The 17979-nt window shown below is 30.3% G+C and carries 17 protein-coding genes; 12 read left to right on the plus strand and 5 right to left on the minus strand.

Annotation, left to right across the window (positions count from 1 at the left end):
* Positions 1 to 173 precede the first annotated feature (173 nt).
* Both ASC41_RS04525 and coaD read left to right on the plus strand, forming a co-directional pair.
* Complete coding sequence (locus ASC41_RS04525; RefSeq protein ID WP_055435447.1) at positions 174 to 1148, plus strand: D-alanine--D-alanine ligase; 975 nt, start codon at positions 174 to 176, stop codon at positions 1146 to 1148.
* Between the two features lie 18 nt (positions 1149 to 1166).
* Positions 1167 to 1625: a pantetheine-phosphate adenylyltransferase gene (gene coaD, locus ASC41_RS04530; protein WP_055435448.1), complete on the plus strand. Its 459-nt coding sequence runs from the start codon at positions 1167 to 1169 to the stop codon at positions 1623 to 1625.
* A 2-nt stretch (positions 1626 to 1627) separates the two neighbouring features.
* Here coaD and ASC41_RS04535 read toward each other — a convergent pair whose 3' ends face one another.
* Both ASC41_RS04535 and ASC41_RS04540 read right to left on the minus strand, forming a co-directional pair.
* Complete coding sequence (locus tag ASC41_RS04535) at positions 1628 to 3700, minus strand: tetratricopeptide repeat-containing hybrid sensor histidine kinase/response regulator (protein ID WP_055435449.1); 2073 nt, start codon at positions 3698 to 3700, stop codon at positions 1628 to 1630.
* Between the two features lie 307 nt (positions 3701 to 4007).
* On the minus strand, positions 4008 to 5669 hold the full coding sequence (locus ASC41_RS04540) for a SulP family inorganic anion transporter (protein WP_055435450.1): 1662 nt from the start codon (positions 5667 to 5669) through the stop codon (positions 4008 to 4010).
* A gap of 98 nt (positions 5670 to 5767) precedes the next feature.
* Here ASC41_RS04540 and ASC41_RS04545 point away from each other — a divergent pair, with 98 nt between their 5' ends.
* Entirely contained in the window at positions 5768 to 7501 is a 1734-nt protein-coding gene (locus ASC41_RS04545) for a M14 family metallopeptidase (RefSeq protein ID WP_055435451.1), read from the plus strand.
* A 55-nt stretch (positions 7502 to 7556) separates the two neighbouring features.
* On the opposite strand, the gene ASC41_RS04550 is transcribed toward ASC41_RS04545, so the two are convergent.
* Positions 7557 to 9851: a T9SS type A sorting domain-containing protein gene (locus ASC41_RS04550; RefSeq protein WP_055435452.1), complete on the minus strand. Its 2295-nt coding sequence runs from the start codon at positions 9849 to 9851 to the stop codon at positions 7557 to 7559.
* Between the two features lie 173 nt (positions 9852 to 10024).
* Positions 10025 to 10606, minus strand: coding sequence for an NUDIX hydrolase (locus tag ASC41_RS04555; RefSeq protein WP_055435453.1), 582 nt, complete (start codon positions 10604 to 10606; stop codon positions 10025 to 10027).
* A 132-nt stretch (positions 10607 to 10738) separates the two neighbouring features.
* On the opposite strand from ASC41_RS04555, the gene pyrE reads away from it, so the two are divergent.
* Together pyrE and ASC41_RS04565 are read left to right on the plus strand one after the other, a co-directional pair.
* Positions 10739 to 11383 (plus strand): orotate phosphoribosyltransferase, encoded by a 645-nt coding sequence (pyrE, locus tag ASC41_RS04560; RefSeq protein WP_055435454.1) that lies wholly within the window; start codon positions 10739 to 10741, stop codon positions 11381 to 11383.
* Between the two features lie 63 nt (positions 11384 to 11446).
* Complete coding sequence (locus tag ASC41_RS04565) at positions 11447 to 11842, plus strand: SRPBCC family protein (protein ID WP_055435455.1); 396 nt, start codon at positions 11447 to 11449, stop codon at positions 11840 to 11842.
* A 14-nt stretch (positions 11843 to 11856) separates the two neighbouring features.
* On the opposite strand, the gene ASC41_RS04570 is transcribed toward ASC41_RS04565, so the two are convergent.
* Positions 11857 to 12588 (minus strand): biotin--[acetyl-CoA-carboxylase] ligase, encoded by a 732-nt coding sequence (locus ASC41_RS04570; RefSeq protein WP_055435456.1) that lies wholly within the window; start codon positions 12586 to 12588, stop codon positions 11857 to 11859.
* A 106-nt stretch (positions 12589 to 12694) separates the two neighbouring features.
* Here ASC41_RS04570 and rsfS point away from each other — a divergent pair, with 106 nt between their 5' ends.
* The 7 genes from rsfS (at position 12695) to ASC41_RS04605 (ending at position 17872) form a co-directional block, all read left to right on the plus strand.
* Positions 12695 to 13066, plus strand: coding sequence for a ribosome silencing factor (gene rsfS / locus ASC41_RS04575; RefSeq protein ID WP_055435457.1), 372 nt, complete (start codon positions 12695 to 12697; stop codon positions 13064 to 13066).
* Between the two features lie 8 nt (positions 13067 to 13074).
* Positions 13075 to 15048, plus strand: a complete 1974-nt coding sequence (gene ftsH / locus ASC41_RS04580) for an ATP-dependent zinc metalloprotease FtsH (RefSeq protein WP_055435458.1) — start codon at positions 13075 to 13077, stop codon at positions 15046 to 15048.
* 115 nt (positions 15049 to 15163) lie between these two features.
* Positions 15164 to 15769 (plus strand): LUD domain-containing protein, encoded by a 606-nt coding sequence (locus tag ASC41_RS04585; RefSeq protein WP_055435459.1) that lies wholly within the window; start codon positions 15164 to 15166, stop codon positions 15767 to 15769.
* Between the two features lie 3 nt (positions 15770 to 15772).
* Positions 15773 to 16594: a phosphatidate cytidylyltransferase gene (locus ASC41_RS04590; protein WP_055435460.1), complete on the plus strand. Its 822-nt coding sequence runs from the start codon at positions 15773 to 15775 to the stop codon at positions 16592 to 16594.
* Entirely contained in the window at positions 16584 to 17231 is a 648-nt protein-coding gene (locus tag ASC41_RS04595) for a phosphatidylserine decarboxylase family protein (RefSeq protein WP_055435461.1), read from the plus strand. Before ASC41_RS04590 ends, ASC41_RS04595 begins: the two co-directional genes overlap by 11 nt.
* Before the next feature lie 4 nt (positions 17232 to 17235).
* Positions 17236 to 17502 carry an acyl-CoA-binding protein gene (locus tag ASC41_RS04600; protein ID WP_055435462.1) on the plus strand — a complete coding sequence of 89 codons (267 nt, stop codon included), beginning with the start codon at positions 17236 to 17238 and terminating at the stop codon, positions 17500 to 17502.
* A 19-nt stretch (positions 17503 to 17521) separates the two neighbouring features.
* Positions 17522 to 17872 carry an SdpI family protein gene (locus ASC41_RS04605; protein WP_152971415.1) on the plus strand — a complete coding sequence of 117 codons (351 nt, stop codon included), beginning with the start codon at positions 17522 to 17524 and terminating at the stop codon, positions 17870 to 17872.
* Positions 17873 to 17979: the final 107 nt, after the last annotated feature.

The following is a 17979-nucleotide window of genomic DNA, read 5'->3' on the forward strand; positions in this document are numbered from 1 at the left end:
GTTATTTTCACAACTAAAAAGGTATGCAAATATATAAAAACAAAAAGGTTTTCGTTTGCTATAAAATAAATGATATTTTAGCTCTGTAAATAAATTTGAAGCTTATGGTTTGCTTCTTATAATTTATACGAAATTTAACGGTTTTAAGACTACCGCTTTCGCGGAAATTAAAGATGAAAAAAAATATTGCCATAATAATGGGTGGTTATTCTAGCGAATACCAAATTTCTATAAAAAGCGGTAACGTTGTCTATAATAATTTAGACAAAAATAAGTATAACGCATACCGCATACACATATTTGAAAACAAATGGGTATATGTAGACACTTTTGATACTGAATTTCCAGTTGACAAAAACGATTTTTCCGTTTTGGTTAATGATATTAAAATTACTTTCGACTGTGTTTTTAATGCTATTCATGGCTCTCCCGGAGAAGATGGCTTTATGCAATCTTACTTCGAACTTATTAAAATGCCGCAAACAAGTTGTAATGCTTACCAAGCAGCTTTAACATTTAATAAGCGAGATTGCTTAAGCGTACTAAAACCTTACGGTATTTTAACTGCCGAAAGTTACTATCTAAATTTAGGTGATACTGTAAATGAAGATGAGATTATTACAAAAGTAGGATTGCCTTGTTTTGTAAAAGCGAATAAAGCTGGTAGTAGTTTTGGGATTTCTAAAGTCCATAAAAAAGAGGCACTACAAGCAGCAATAGACAACTCTTTTAAAGAAGATGATGAAATTATAATAGAATCTTTTCTTGATGGCATTGAAGTTTCGGTTGGTGTAATTACCTATAAAGGTGAAACTAAAGTATTACCAATAACAGAAATTGTAAGTGAGAATGATTTTTTTGACTACGAAGCAAAATACCTTGGTAAATCTCAAGAAATTACGCCTGCAAGATTATCTAAAACACAAGAAGACAAAGTAAATATCCTTGCTAAAAAAGTATATAATGTTTTAAAAATGAAAGGCTTCTCGAGAAGTGAATTTATTTTTAAAGACGGAGAACCACATTTACTAGAAATGAATACTATACCTGGTTTAACCAACGAAAGCATTTTACCACAACAAGCAGCTAAGGCAGGAATTACAATGTCTGAACTATTTGAGAGCGCAATTAACGAGGCTTTAAAATAAAAATTGTAATTTTATAGTATGAGAAAAGCACTATTCCCAGGATCTTTCGACCCTATAACTTCTGGACATTACGATATTATTAAACGAGGCGTTACTTTGTTTGATGAAGTTATAGTTGCTATAGGTGTAAATTCTGCAAAAAAATACATGTTCTCCTTAGAAGAAAGAATGGATTTTATAAAAGAAGCCTTTAAAGATGAACCAAAAATTAAGGTTGTAAGCTACAAAGGCTTAACTGTACATTTTTGTCAAGAATTAGGAATAGATTTTATTCTTCGAGGACTTAGAAATCCTGCAGATTTTGAGTTTGAAAAAGCCATTGCGCATACCAATAGAGATTTAGCTCCTATAGAAACAGTATTTCTATTAACCGCTGCAAGTACAAGCTACATTTCATCTTCTATTGTTAGAGAAGTAATAAGAAATAATGGAGATTATACTAAACTAGTTCCAAATAGTGTAAGGGTTAAAAAGTAAATTTACTGCCTTCTATGCATTGCTTTTGTAATGGTTTCTACAAAATCTTTAGTTATAAAAGGCTTCAATATATAGTCGTCCATACCGTGCATACTAGCTTTTACTTCTACTTCATTTTTTGTTGCAGCGGTTAAAGCAACAATTGCCACATCTTTATTAAACTCTCTAATTAGTTCTGTTGTTTCATAACCATCTAACTCAGGCATATGTATATCCATTAAAATACAATCAAACTCTTCCTCTTTAACTAACGCTATTGCTTTAGCACCTGAATCCACTGCTTTTGATTTGATATCTAAATGGTCGAGTACTTTACGAGTTACTAATTGATTTATTTTATTATCGTCTACAATTAAAAAACTCTTGTTTTTAATATATTCTAACTGACTTTTATATATAATAATAGGTAAACTATCAATTTCAGTAACTCTAAAATTAAGTTCGAAAAAGAAAGTAGAACCTTCATTTTTTTTACTTGTTACACTTATATCACTTCCCATTACTACTAATAGACGCTTAACAATGGATAAACCTAAACCTGTTCCTTTATACGATCTTCCATTTTTAGAATGTTCTTGATAAAAATCTTCAAATACTTGACTTTGCATTTCTTCAGAAATACCAGACCCATTATCTACAATCTTAAATGCTAATCTAACCTCATCCTCCTCAACATCTTTTAACCTATCTATTTCAATTTCTATATGTCCATTATTGGTGAATTTAATAGCATTTGAGATTAAATTTATGAGTATTTGAGACACTTTTAAAGAATCTCCGGTTAATGATTGAGGAATATTTTCGTCGTATTTAAAGCTTATAGTGTTATTACTATCTCTTAATGCATATTCTAAACTCTCAATAATATTAGATACAAGATTTTTTAATTCAAAATCTATTTGCTGTATTTTCATTTTACCAGATTCCACCTTATTAAGCTCTAATACGTTATTTATTAAAGACATTAAATGGTTTCCAGAAAACCGAAGAGACTCTATATATTCTTTGTGCTTTACGCTTACATTTTCTTTTAATAACAATCCAGAAAGCTCAATAACAGCATACAAAGGAGTACGAAGTTCATGGCTAATTTCTGAATAAAAATCACTTTTCACCTTAGATAGATTTTCAGCCTTATCCTTGGCTAACTTTAATTGTTTATTTTTTTTATAAATCCAATAACCACTAAAAAGCAATACTAAACTAAAAAGAACTAAAAGAATATTATAAATCTTAGATTTTTTAATAATCTCTTTTTGTATGGCTTGTTCTTTTTTTACAAAATTAAGTTTCTCTTCATTTTCTTTAATTTTATAAGCAGCCTCAATTTCTTTAACTTTTCCAAATTCTTTTATTGAAACGATAGAGTCGTTTGCTATAATGAATTTACTCTGCAATTCATATGCTTTTTCAAAATCTCCTTTTTCGGCATTTAAATTTGCACTACCTCTGTAAAGTTCCGCAATAGCTACTTGAAAATTATGTTTCTCACAATAAGCAATACTTCTATTATAATACATTGTAGATTTTTTCTCATCTTCCAATTTAAAATAGATATAACTTAACGTTTCATAAATATGTGCCAGAATTACATCTCCTTTTAATTCTTTAGTAGAATTATAAACATCTAGAGCTTCCATAATATATGGCAACGCCTCTTTGTATTTCTTTTGTTTATCTACTAAATTATAACCTACATTATATAAAGGATAAATTAAAGCTGAATTATTATCTAATTTTCTAGCAAGTTTTAATGCTCGTTCAAAGTTTTCGTTAGACTTTTCTATTTGCTCAGAATCTCTATAATTAACACCTAAATTATTGTAAACAAGTATAACACCAGAAGTATCTTTTAATTTAGTGTAAAGATCTAAAGATTTATATAAGTAATGATAGCTTAAAGAATCGTTTTTGGCATAGAAATAAGCATTTCCAAGAACATTATAAGTTTTAGCAATTAATCCTTCCTCATTGTTTTCTATAGCAAATTCTAGAACAGAATTACTCATCACTATGGCTTCTCCATATTTATTATTCTCCATTAAATCGAAAGCATCCCTTATGTAAATAGACATAGAGTCAAGCTTTGCATCAATCTTATCTTGAGCGAATAAAGAAGAGGATATGCTTAATAAGAGAATGAAACACAAGAAGTAGCGTTTCATTATAAAAAAATTAGTCATAATAAAGGGCAAAACAACATTTAAACGTAAAAATACGTATTTTAATCGATGTATGTATTTATATTAAACTTAAAAAAATGTTAAAAACATTTCACCCTAAACAATAACTATCAAACACTTAGCACAAAAAATAAGAAAAAAAATAGCCTATACAGTATTAATATATAAAAATAGGCTCCTAAATTAGGAGCCTATTTTTCTAAAATTTATATTCAGAAAGTGGTTTTGGGAACTCTTCTGGATTTGCAGCTAAGTGATATCTTGGATCATCTATATCTTCAACTATAACTTCTCTAAACTTAGGATTTGCCTTATACATTAAAACTTTACAATCTTCACTTAAATGCTTAAGCTTAATTGTTTTTCCTTCAGCTCTATATTTTTCAACTAAATTAAAAATAGCTTCTAAAGCAGAATGATCACTAACACGAGATTCAACAAAATCAATCTCTACATTTTCCGGATCGGTTTTAACATCAAACTTATCGTTAAAGGCTTGAATACTTCCAAAAAATAGTGGTCCCCAAATTTCGTAAACCTTAGTCCCATCTTGTTTTATGCGTTTTCTAGCTCTAATTTTCTTAGCATTCTCCCAAGCAAATACTAAAGCTGAAATTATTACACCTACAAAAACTGCAACTGCTAAATCTACAAATACTGTAACTAAAGATACTGTAATAAGCACGATAGCATCAGACATTGGTATTTTCTTTAAAATTCTAAAACTAGACCATGCAAAAGTTTCAATAACCATCATAAACATTACACCTACTAAAGCTGCAATTGGCACCATTTCTATTAACTTATCTGCAAATAAAATAAAGGACAATAAAGTAACAGCCATCATTATTCCAGATAAACGCCCACGTCCACCAGCATTTACATTAATTACAGTTTGACCAATCATACCACAACCACCTGTTCCTCCAAATAAACCAGAAACAATGTTTCCTGCTCCTTGCGCTACGCATTCTCTGTTTCCATTTCCTCTTGTATCGGTTAACTCATCGACTAAATTCATAGTCATTAAAGATTCTATTAAACCTACCGAAGCAGCTAAAAAGGCTGGTAATGCAATAAATTTAAGTGTATCTAAATTAAACGGTAACTTTTCCCAAAGTTCCATGTTTGGTGTTGGAAATTCTCCTTTTAAACCTGTTCCTCCACCTTCAACAATATAAGACCCAACAGTAGAAACATCCATATTAAAACCAACCACAATAAGACTGGTTATTAAAATAGCTGTTAATGCAGCAGGTATTTTTTTAGTAATTTTAGGTAATCCCCAAATTATTCCCATAGTAAATAGAACTAAACCAATCATGATATATAATTCTGAACCTTGCATATAAGTACCTACATATTCTTTTACTCCTGCATCTGAAACTTGTAAAGATTTATGTGAAAACATTTTTACCTGTGCCATAAAGATGACGATAGATAAACCGTTTACAAAACCCATCATTACTGGGTGCGGAATTAAACGCACAAAACGACCTAATTTAAAAACTCCTGCAAAAATTTGAATAATCCCCATTAACACCACACAGGCCATAAGGTAGAAAAAGCCCATGTTTTCAATAGGCACATCCATTAACATTCCTTTAGTATGTCCATCTGCAATCATTGTAACAAAAATTACAGCAACAGCTCCTGCAGCACCAGAAATTAAACCTGGTCTACCTCCAAAAATAGCTGTAATTAATCCTATAATAAATGCTCCAGACAAAGCCATTAATGGATCTATTTGCGCAACAAAGGCAAAAGCAACAACCTCAGGAATCATTGCTAAAGACACGGTTATTCCGGCTAAAACATCATCTTTTGCATTTGGCACTATCTTTCTTATAAACTCAGTCATTATCTATTTTTTGAAGCTGCAAAAGTACGTTTAATTAATAGATACACAAACTTGCAATTCCTATATTTGTTTCATTCTCTATTATTAAATATTTTAAAATGAAGAAAATACTTATACTCATACTTGTTATTATTAGTTTTAGTTGCGAGACTAAAACTAATTTCGATTTCACAACTGTTTTCGAAAAATCGAACGGCTTAGAAACTGCAACTTATGCAGAAACTATTGCATATTATAGAGCTCTATCTAAAGAATACACTTCTATAGCTATTGATTCTATAGGAGAAACAGATTCTGGGAAACCGCTTCATATTATTACACTTAATAAAGACAAAAACTTTGATTTTTCGGAGATAAGAAAAAACAAACGTATTCTTCTAATAAACAACGGCATACATCCTGGAGAAAGCGATGGAATAGACGCAACTATGATGCTCTATCGCGATCTTGCTAAAGGCAAAATAACAATACCAGATAGCACAGTAATTGTAACTATTCCTATTTACAATATTGGAGGTAGTTTAAATAGAAACTCTACTTCTAGAACAAACCAAAACGGACCTAAAGAATATGGTTTTAGAGGTAATGCTAGAAATTACGATTTAAACAGAGATTTCATTAAATGTGATACTAAAAACGCTAAATCTTTTGCAGAAATATTTCATTTAGTCCAACCCGATGTGTTTATAGACAACCATGTTAGTAATGGTGCTGATTATCAATATACTTTAACACACTTATTTACACAACACAATAAACTTGGTGGAAAATTAGGTAACTATATACATACTGAAATGATGCCAAATTTAGAACAAAAACTAACAGATAAAGAATGGGACATTACTCCTTATGTTAATGTTTACAACAGAACTCCAGATAATGGCTTCTCTCAATTTAAAGATTCTCCTCGTTACTCTACAGGTTACACTACACTCTTTAATACTTTAGGAATGATGGTAGAAACACACATGTTAAAACCATATAAACAACGTGTTGAAGGGACTTATGAGTTAATGAAAAGCATGATTGAGATAACCGAAAATGATGGCAAAAAAATAAAGCAATTACGTAAAGAAGCTAACACCAATTTTATTACACAAAAAAATTACACCTTAAGTTGGAAAATAGACACATTAAAGCAGTCTATCCTAAACTTTAAAGGTTTTGAAGGAGAGGTTATAACTAGTGAAGTTACTGGAAAAAATCGCCTAAAATATAATAGACAGATGCCCTTTGAAAAAGAAGTAAATTATCTGAATTACTTTAAACCAAATATTGAAGTAACAATCCCGAAGGCTTATATTATTCCTAAAGGTTGGTATACTGTTATCGACTTATTAAAGTTGAATAACACTGACATGTTTCAGCTAAAAAAAGATTCTACATTAACTGTAGAAAGCTATAGGATTGAAGATTACAAAAGTAAGAAAACACCATACGAAGGACACTATCTCCATTTTGACACTTCTATTTCTTCTAGCCCAAAAACAACAACTTTTAAGGAAGGAGATTATATCATTAAAACCAATCAACCAAGTTTTAGATACATTGTAGAGACTTTAGAGCCTCAGGCTCCGGACTCCTTTTTTAATTGGAATTTTTTCGATACTATTTTACAGCAAAAAGAAGGCTTCTCTGCTTATGTTTGGGAAGACAAGGCTTTAGAAATATTAAATAAAGACTATATATTAAAAGCTAAATTTGAAGCTAAAAAAAATGCCGAATTAGACTTTGCTAAAAGTTGGTACGCACAATTAGATTGGCTCCATAAACACAGTGAAAACTACGAAAAAGCTCATTTACAATATCCTGTTTATAGAGTATTGTATTAATAAAAAAGGCCACTACAATTGTAGTGGCCTTTTAAAATTTAACTCGTTAATTATATTAGTGATTAACTTGAACCTTTTTACTAAATGTTCTAAAGTTAGATCTAAAAGTTATTATATATAACCCATTAGATAGCCCATTAACATTTACGCTTGTTTTACCAAAAGTAGAATTATCGAAAGAACCTTGAAGAACTTGTCTTCCATTTAAATCTACCATATTATATTTCACTACTTCTGCATCTAATAATAACAACTCAACACTTAAGTTATCTACAACTGGATTAGGATATAATTTAATATCTAAGCTATTTTTTGTACCTGGTAGTGCTTCTGTTTTAACCACAGTATCTGTATCAAAGACTTCAACCACTGTTTCATTAATAAGAGTTTCTCCTTTAATTGGCTTAACATCTGTTGATGTTTCTTCTATAGTTCTAGGTGGTGGTGCAATAATAGAAAATGGCATTCCAACTTCATCAAACGATGCACAAACATCATTATTAGTTATTGTATTTGCTACATCTGCAATAGTAGTGTTACCTAAAGAAATAGAACTTAAATCTAAAGATGTTGGATTATAAACTAATGAATGTATCTTATAACTACCTATAGAATTATATCCATTAGCAAAAAAGAAAAAGTTACTAGCCACTTTATATTCTTCTATTACAATATTATTACTTGAATTGGTTCTAGATAAAAGAATTGCAGTATCATATCCTTGTGGTACAACCGCATCTCCATTTGAAGTTATGTTAACCGTTACAGGCGAACTTAAATTAAGAATCGAAATAATACTATTAGCTAATGTTATAGTACCAGTATTTACTTCACATAAAGTATTTGCATCTGAAATTGTAAATGTAAGCGTCTTCTCATCGCAAAGTGTACTATTACAATAATTACCGCTATACATTGATGCTTTAATCTCAAAAGTACCTAACCCTAAGTTCCAGGCACCATTTCCTGCTGGAAATGTATATGGAATATAGTTTTCTATTATAGAATACTCTTCATTTGTCTCTAGATTTTCAACCTCAAGCTTAACACTTTCCGATACTCCGTTCACAATTGCATCTATATAAAAATTAGATGGTAAGCTGTTAATATTGTATGTCTCTCCATCTTCAATGGTAAGCATATCTGCACCATTAGAGAATTGCAATTCTGCTATATCTCCACAATTTTGCTCGTATATAGTAAAAGTATAACAAATGTGGTCGCATCGTGTTCCCGCGCAATTGTCGTACTTAAATATCTCTGAATAAAATTGAAAAGTTCCTGTTCCTAAGTTCCATGCTTGGTTTCCACTTGGGTAAGTATAAGGTAAAGAATTAGTTCCATTATTAAATACTTCTCCTGTATCTAAGTTTCTTATTTTATAAGAAGCACTTTCTGTAATTCCAGATACTACTACATCTACATAAAAATTATATGGTAATGAAGCAACATCGTAGCTCCCTCCATTAGTAATAGCAACTGTATCTGTTCCATTAGAGAATGTTAAACCATCAATCTCTCCACAAGACGGTGAATTAGTTAATGTAAAACTAATTGTTTCTCTATCACAATACGAACCAGCACAATTACCATATTTAAATATTTTAGCTTGAATTTCATATTCTGCAGCAGGCAAATTCCAAGCTCCATTTCCTCCCGGGAATGTATATGGCAAATAGTTTTCACCTATTGTATATTGTTGCCCTGTATTTTTGTTTTTAACCTTAATACTTGCACTTTCTGAAAAACCATCAACAATAACATCTGTATAGAAATTATTTGGTAATTGATCTAAAGAATATTCTCCATTGTCTTCTATTGTTACTGAAGAGTTTCCATTTGTGAATTCGAATCCAGAAATAGTTCCACATGAAGGATTGTTTGTTATTGTAAATTTAGTTACTTCCTTATCACAATACCATCCATAACAATTATTATATTTATATACTTTAGCTACAACCTTAAATCTTCCTGTTCCATAACACCATGCTCCATTTCCTCCTGGAAACGTATAAGGCAACAAACTTTCGTTAATATTATAATATTGACCAGTATCTAAGTTTACTAATCTAAATTTTGCACTTCTTAAGTAACCATTAACTTTTAAGTTTACATAAAAGTTACTTGGTAATTGAGACAATATATACTCTCCACCATATTGAATTGGTGTAGATGAATTTCCATTAGAAAACTCAAAACCAGAAATAGACCCACAATAAGTGTCTTCGCTAGATTCAAATGTTTCAATAGTTGTTGCGTAAGATTGTATTGAAAAACACAATACAAATAGCATTAAAAAGTTCTGCAGCCTTTTAACCTGAGGGAGGTAAATAGGTAATTTTTTTTCCATGATTAATTAATTATAATTAGTAAAATCGCGGGAAAATAAAAAAACAAAATTTAACTGTATAATATTTTAGTCATAATACAATTAATCCCTTTAAAGGGTGTAAAAGAGCATATTTAACTATTATTTAAGATGTTTTATGGGATTTCTAAAACGTTGCTTCTAAAAAAAATAACTTAAACCAATCTCCTTATATTCGCATAAGAGTTTGTTAATGCTTGAGTAGATTCTTCTCTATTAAGCCACTGCACCTTTGTAATACCTTCTTCTTCTTGAGGAAATAATTCTCCATCAAAGTTGGTTGTCATTTTAAACCAATATGTGATTTTTATTTTCAACTTATCATTTCTTTTAAAAATATGATAGGTTGTCTCTAAGGGCTTATCTATTTTTAATCCAGAAACACCTGTCTCTTCTTCTACCTCACGGATTGCAGTATCTTCAATAGTCTCTTTTTTTTCGGCTTTACCTTTTGGCAGATCCCATTTATTGTTTCGATAAATAAATAAGATTTCATTATTCTTATTATATACTTTACCTCCACCTGCAATAACATTGGGTAATTTTTTTAGAAACTTTTTTAGAATTGTGTCTTCATTATGATGAATAAATCTAATAGATTTTATTCTTTTCTTCTTTAACACCTTTAAAGCCTGCTCAATATCAACATCCTTTAAAAGAAAATTTTTAAAGTCTGTTTCCTTCTCAACTAAAGTTGTTAGAATGATTGGTTTATCGTTTACAAAAATGTAATGCATAATTTAAGATCTAGCTAATAGTTAACTTCTGTAAAAATATTATTTTTATTTTAGTTAAGCACCTCTTAAAAAAATATTTTTTAGCTTTATATCTAAGCCAATAAATTTAAATTATTGTTTATTTTTGCTCTTATGATTTTCGACAAACACATTGCAAGGCAAGCCGCTAAGGTATTATTACAAATTAACGCTATAAAATTAAGTCCTAAAGAGCCATTTACATGGGCTTCTGGATGGAAATCTCCTATTTATTGCGACAACCGTATTATTTTATCATTCCCACCCGTAAGAAATTATGTTCGAGAGGAAATGGCAAAATTTATAGAACAGCACTATGGTAAACCAGATGCTATTGCTGGTGTTGCAACCGGAGCAATAGGTATTGGGATACTAGTCGCTGAATATTTGGGGCTACCTTTTATATATGTAAGACCTGAAGCAAAAGGACATGGTCGCCAAAACCAAATTGAAGGTTTTATTGAAAGCGGACAAAATGTTGTTGTTGTTGAAGATCTTATTAGTACAGGAAAAAGCAGTCTTAATGCGGTAAGAGCTTTAAAAGAAGCAAATGTAAATGTAAAAGGCATGGTTGCTATTTTTACTTATGGTTTTGATATTGCTAAAACCAACTTTGAAGCAGAAAACATAGACTTACAAACTTTAAGTAACTATGATAATTTACTTATTGAAGCTGCCGAAACCAATTACATAAAAGAAGAACAATTAGAAACTTTGTCTGCTTGGAACAGTAATCCAAGCGAATGGAATGCTTCTTGATATCTAAATACAAAAAAAGGCTATTTCAGCTATTATAAAGAATTAATAATTACACTCCCTAATATGAATTTAGAATCACAAAAAGTAACAATAGAAAAATCTGCTGAAGAGACGTTCAATTTTTTAAGCGATGTTAAAAACTTTGAAACACTTATGCCAGATACTATAAGTAAGTTTGAACTTCTTGGTGAAGATAAATTTCTATTCGCATTAAAAGGAATGCCAGAGATTGTACTTAAAAAGAAAGAAACGATACCTAATAACAAAATAGTACTTGGTGCTGCTGGTGGTAAATTAGATTTTTCTTTAATAGCAACTATTACAGAAATTGACAGTAACAAAAGTGAAGTAAAACTTAACTTTGATGGCGAATTTAATGCTATGATGGCCATGATGATTAAAAGACCAATAAGCAACTTTATAGATACATTGGCAACAAATATGGTAGCTGCTGTTTAAGATAACAGTTTATATTAATACAATAAAGTAATTTCATTTAAAGTAAATTCTTTAATAATTTCGTCCTCTAATAAGACGACTAAATTACCATTAGAAGAAATACCTTTTATGAAACCTGAAAATAAATCGCCTTCAATATTTTTAAATGTTGAAGGTTTGTTTTTTCTAAAGAGTTTAGATTCATAATCTGCCTTTAGTGACTCAAAAGATCCAAAGTCTAATCTCTTATAAGCACTTTTAAACTCGATTAAAAATTTATAAAGTATTTCATCTAAATCAAAATGCTTACCGCAGCATTCTTTTAAAGAAGTAGCACTCGTTAAATTATTAAACTCAATTTGATTAACATTTAATCCAATACCAATAACAGAATACTCTAATCTATTTTGTTTTACAACATTCTCTATTAAAACACCTGCTATTTTCTTATTCGCTGACAAAATGTCGTTAGGCCATTTTACAAATAAATTAGGCACATTATACACTTTTAACGTATTATACAATGCAAGAGAAGTAACAATACTAAGATAAAACTGATTAGAAAAAGTTAAACCTCTAATACCTTTAAACATACTAAACGTAAGGTTTTCACCTGTTTTTGCTTCCCATAGTTTACCCATTTGTCCACGCCCATTGGTCTGTTGTTTTGCAACAACAACTGTATAATCTTCAAGTGTTTCTGTACTACTAATCCCTTTAAGAAAAGTATTTGTAGAATCGATGGCATCAAGTTTGATTATACGCATATAAATTGGTTATCTTCGTGATTAAATTTTTATAACAAATGTTTATAATAATTTTAAAGTATAAAGAACCAAAAAATAATAACTTTGCACAAATTAAATTTCATTAATGACTAAAAAACAAGCAAATGTAGATACACTAATAGCAACAATTATTAGTGGCATTGAAGATGTAAAAGGAAAAGAAACAATTATTCTAGACCTAAGAGAGATTGATAATACTGTTTGCGATTATTTTATAATTTGCGAAGGAACTTCTAATACTCAAGTTAACGCAATCGTTAGTTCAATACAAAAAAAGGTAAGCAAAGAACTTAAAGATAAGCCTTGGCATATTGAAGGTGAAGATAATGCTGAATGGATTTTAATGGATTACGTAAATGTTGTAGTACATGTTTTCCAAAAACATATTCGCGAATATTATGATATTGAAAGTCTTTGGGGAGATGCCAAGACTACAGTTATCGAATCTAAATTTTAAACCCATACATGGCAGAAAATAAAAAACCACAAGCTCCTAAAAAACCTAAGTTTAATCCGTATTGGATCTCTGGAGCGCTTTTAATTGCATTAATTGCATTTCAAGTTTTTGGCACAAGCGATACTAATGATAATAAAAAAATAACACCAATAGAGTTTTTTCAAACTCTAAAAGCTGGTGAAATAGATCATTTTGATATTATTAAAAATACAGGATATGTAAAAGTATACCTTACAGATGATGCTGCTAAATTAAAAAAGCACGCAAAAACTGTATCTACAGGTTTTAAACTTGGCTCTACAGAATTACCTAACTATGTTTTTCAATATGGTGATTTAAGTAATTTTGAAGATAAGTATACTCAAATTATAGACGAAAACAATCTTACTACAAAGTACGATAATGACAGAGAAGAAAATGTTCTAGCAGATTTATTATTTAGTCTGTTACCATTTATTCTATTAATTGGTGTTTGGATCTTTATTATGCGTCGTATGTCTGGTGGAGCTGGCGGAGGTGCTGGTGGACAGATTTTTAATATAGGAAAATCTAAAGCCAAGTTATTCGATGAGAATACTAAAGTTAAAACAACTTTTAAAGATGTTGCAGGTTTAGAAGGAGCTAAAGAAGAAGTACAAGAGATTGTAGATTTCCTTAAAAACCCAGAGAAGTATACTTCTTTAGGTGGTAAAATTCCAAAAGGAGCTTTACTAGTAGGCCCTCCAGGAACAGGTAAAACCTTATTAGCAAAAGCTGTTGCAGGTGAAGCAAAAGTGCCATTTTTCTCATTATCTGGATCAGATTTTGTTGAAATGTTTGTTGGTGTTGGAGCCTCTCGTGTAAGAGACTTATTTAAACAAGCTAAAGAAAAATCTCCTGCTATTATTTTTATAGATGAAATTGATGCTATCGGTAGAGCAAGAGGGAAAAATGCGATGTCTGGAAGTAACGACGAACGTGAGAACACGCTAAATCAACTACTTACAGAAATGGATGGTTTTGGTACTAATACAAATGTTATTGTATTAGCAGCAACCAACAGAGCAGATATTTTAGATAAAGCCTTAATGCGTGCTGGACGTTTTGATAGACAGATACATGTAGATTTACCTAACTTAACTGAAAGACGTGCTATTTTTGATGTACATTTAAGACCTTTAAAAAAGGTTGAAGGTTTAGATTTAGATTTCTTAGCAAAGCAAACTCCTGGTTTTTCTGGTGCAGATATTGCTAACCTATGTAATGAAGCCGCTTTAATTGCAGCAAGAAACAATAAAAAAGCAGTTGATAAACAAGACTTTTTAGATGCTGTAGACCGTATTATTGGTGGATTAGAAAAAAGAAGTCACCTTTTCTCTGTTGAAGAGAAGAAAACAATAGCATACCACGAAGCAGGACATGCAACTGTAAGTTGGTTCTTAGAGCATGCAGATCCATTAGTTAAAGTAACGATTGTTCCTCGTGGACGTTCTTTAGGTGCTGCATGGTATTTACCACAAGAAGCATACATTACAAGAACAAGCAAGTTTTTAGACGAAATTTGTGTAACTATGGGTGGACGTGCTGCCGAAAAAATAATCTTTAACGAGATTTCTACAGGTGCACTTAGCGATTTAGAAAATGTAACCAAAAAGGCAAAAGCTATGGTTATGATATATGGCTTAAATGAAAAGGTTGGAAACATAACATATTACGATCCTGCTGGAGAAAGCGGCTTTGTAAAACCTTATAGTGAAAGTACTGCTGAGCTTATTGACAATGAAATAAAAAACATTGTTGAAACACAATACGATCGTGCTTTAGAGTTATTAACTTCTAAACGTGATGTGTTAGAAAAATTAGCGCAAAGACTTATGGAAAGAGAAGTTATCTTTAAAGATGATTTAGAAGAAATTTTAGGGAAACGTCCTTTTGATTCTGCTGCAGAAAAACCTTCTGAAAAACTCCTTACAGAGAATAAAGAAACGAAAGCAGACGAATAATAAGTACTACTTAATAATAAAATAGTCTTAAAATCTCAAATTAACCCTTATGTTAGTTTGAGATTTTTTATATTTGATAATTACGTTAATGGCTTAGGTTAATAGCAATAGATAAATGAGCATTTTTAAAAACTTTTTCCGTTCTAAATCTAACAATAAGAAAGAGGAGATTAGTACTGATAATAGAGGTAAATACATGCCTCAAGTTAAACTACCAATAGACGAAAGTTTTACAATAAACTTTAAAGCTAATGGTGGTAAATTCTTGTATTGCGAGAATTTGAACGAAGTATTTGAAAATACGAACCTTATTTTTCAAGAAAATAATTGGGTAGATAAATCAGGCTATTTTTACGATAAAAATCTAAAAGAACGTTTTGAAAGTTTAAACCTAAAGATAGACTCGCTTAAAGATGCTACCTATTTTTTTACAACTTGCGAAAACTTAATTGCAGACGATGGTTCTATACTTATATCTTCTCATCAAATAGCAGAATCTAAACTAATAGAGTTTCCAAACAATTTTATAGTATTTGCTACTACAAGCCAGATTGTTACAAATATTGGCGAAGGATTACGCCAAATAAAAAACAAAAACGCGCAAAAAATACCAACAAATATTACTACTATTAAACACTTTAAAGATCTTGATGAAAAAGACTTTTTAACCTATGGTAGTGCTTCAAAAAACCTATATTTGTTGCTTCTTGAAGATTTATAATTAATGAAAGAAACCATTACAAGAGCACTTTCAGGTATCCTATTTATTTCGTTGCTTGTAGCATCGTTATTAAATCAGCATGCGCTAATAATTTTATTTTTTATTTTTGGAATTATAGCTATTGCAGAGTTTAAAAAACTAATTGGATTAAAGAGCTTTGTGCCATACATTGTATTTACAATACTATATTTTATATTTGGTTATTGGCAGCTACTTATGAATTCTTCGGAAGGATTAGACGAAGCTACGCAGATATTACAAGTCATAACTATATTTGTTCAGTTACTACTAATTAAAGATTTATTTTCAGAAAAAGTAATACCATTATTTATAACAAAACGCTTTATACTAACTACATTTTATGTTTCCAGCGCATTTGTATTTTTAATATTAATTGCAAACTTTAATCACACTTTTACTCCTAAGCTTTTATTAGGCTCATTTATTATTGTTTGGGTTAATGATTCTTTTGCTTACATAGTTGGTAAAAACTTTGGTAAACAGAAACTGTTTCCAAGTATTTCGCCTAAAAAAACAGTGGAAGGCTTTCTTGGAGGCTTATTATTTTCATGCATTGCAAGTTATTTTATTGCTACTTATACCGAAACTTTAAACTTTAATAACTGGTTAATTTTAGCTGTTATTATTAGTGTTATTGGTACTATAGGAGATTTAATCGAATCAAAATTTAAACGTCAAGCAAACGTAAAAGATAGTGGTGTAATTATGCCAGGTCATGGTGGTTTGTTAGACCGTTTTGATAGTATTATATTTGCCGCACCATTCATATATTTATTTTTAAGAATTCTACACTATGTTTCATAAAGAAGGCCATAAAATTATTGTCATTACTTTTATTATTGTCATTGCATCGTATTTGGCTGCAGATTTCATAAATATTGCATGGCTTAAATATTTAGTATTTGCAACACTTGCAGTATTTCTATATTTGATACTTCAGTTTTTTAGAAACCCGAAAAGGAACACTGTAAATAATAACAATCATGTATTATCTCCTGTTGATGGTAAAGTTGTTGTAATTGAAGAAGTCTTTGAAAAAGAATATTTTAAAGAAAAGAGATTACAAGTTAGTGTTTTTATGTCTCCTTTAAATGTACATGTAACTCGCTACCCTATTAATGGTAAAGTATTGTTTAGCAAATATCATCCAGGAAAATACTTAGTCGCTTGGCACCCAAAAGCAAGTGAAGAAAACGAACGTACGACAGTAGTTGTAGAGAATGAAACCTACGGCAAAGTATTATACAGACAAATTGCAGGAGCACTTGCAAAACGTATTGTAAACTACGCTAAAGTAGATGATACAGCTGTTCAAGGTAGTGATTCTGGTTTTATTAAATTTGGTTCTAGAGTAGATTTATATCTACCTTTAGACACTAAAATTAAAGTAAAACTAAACGAAAAAGTAAAAGGAGGAGAAAGTGTAATTGCCGAATTGTAAGAAAATGACATCCGAAGAAATAGATATCGCATTTAATGAAGCTGTAGAACGTATTAACGCTCATACAGAACCTTTCCCTGCAGATTTCCTTCTACGTTTGTATGCATATTATAAAAAGGCTACTAACAACTACGAAAGACCAAGTAGTCGTACTCCTATTATTAATGCTTTTAAAACCAATGCGCTTTTTCAAATTCAGGGTATTACCAATGATGAAGCCAAACAAACCTATATAGAATTGGTTAACAATTACTTTATCTACAGAAAGTAAGCCTAGACATAAGCACATTTTGGAAAACCTAGAACATTTAATCAATCCATTATCTTTAAGCGGTATTGTTTTTATTATTGTTGGTTTTATTATGTATAAATTTCCTCCAAAGAAAATAAATTCTCTTTACGGTTACAGAACTGCAGCATCCATGAAAAACCAACAAAATTGGGATTTTGCTCAAGTTTATTCTGCTAAAAAAATGATAGTAATTGGGATTATAATGCTTCTTATAAGCATCAATTTTATAGTAATAAACTTCAGTAACAATCAAATAATAATTATTGGTCTTATTCTACTTCTATTTAGTGTTCTATACTTATTCTTAAAAACAGAAAATGCTATTAGAACAAATTCTAAGAAACATTAAGCTGTTTTAAATTATTAATATATTAAGACTTTCTTGTCAAAATATTTACTTCATCTAATATAAAAAAAAATGAGTTTCTGCCTTAGCAGAAACCCACAGTAATAAAG

This window comes from Lacinutrix algicola (assembly GCF_001418085.1).
GTDB lineage: Bacteria > Bacteroidota > Bacteroidia > Flavobacteriales > Flavobacteriaceae > Lacinutrix > Lacinutrix algicola.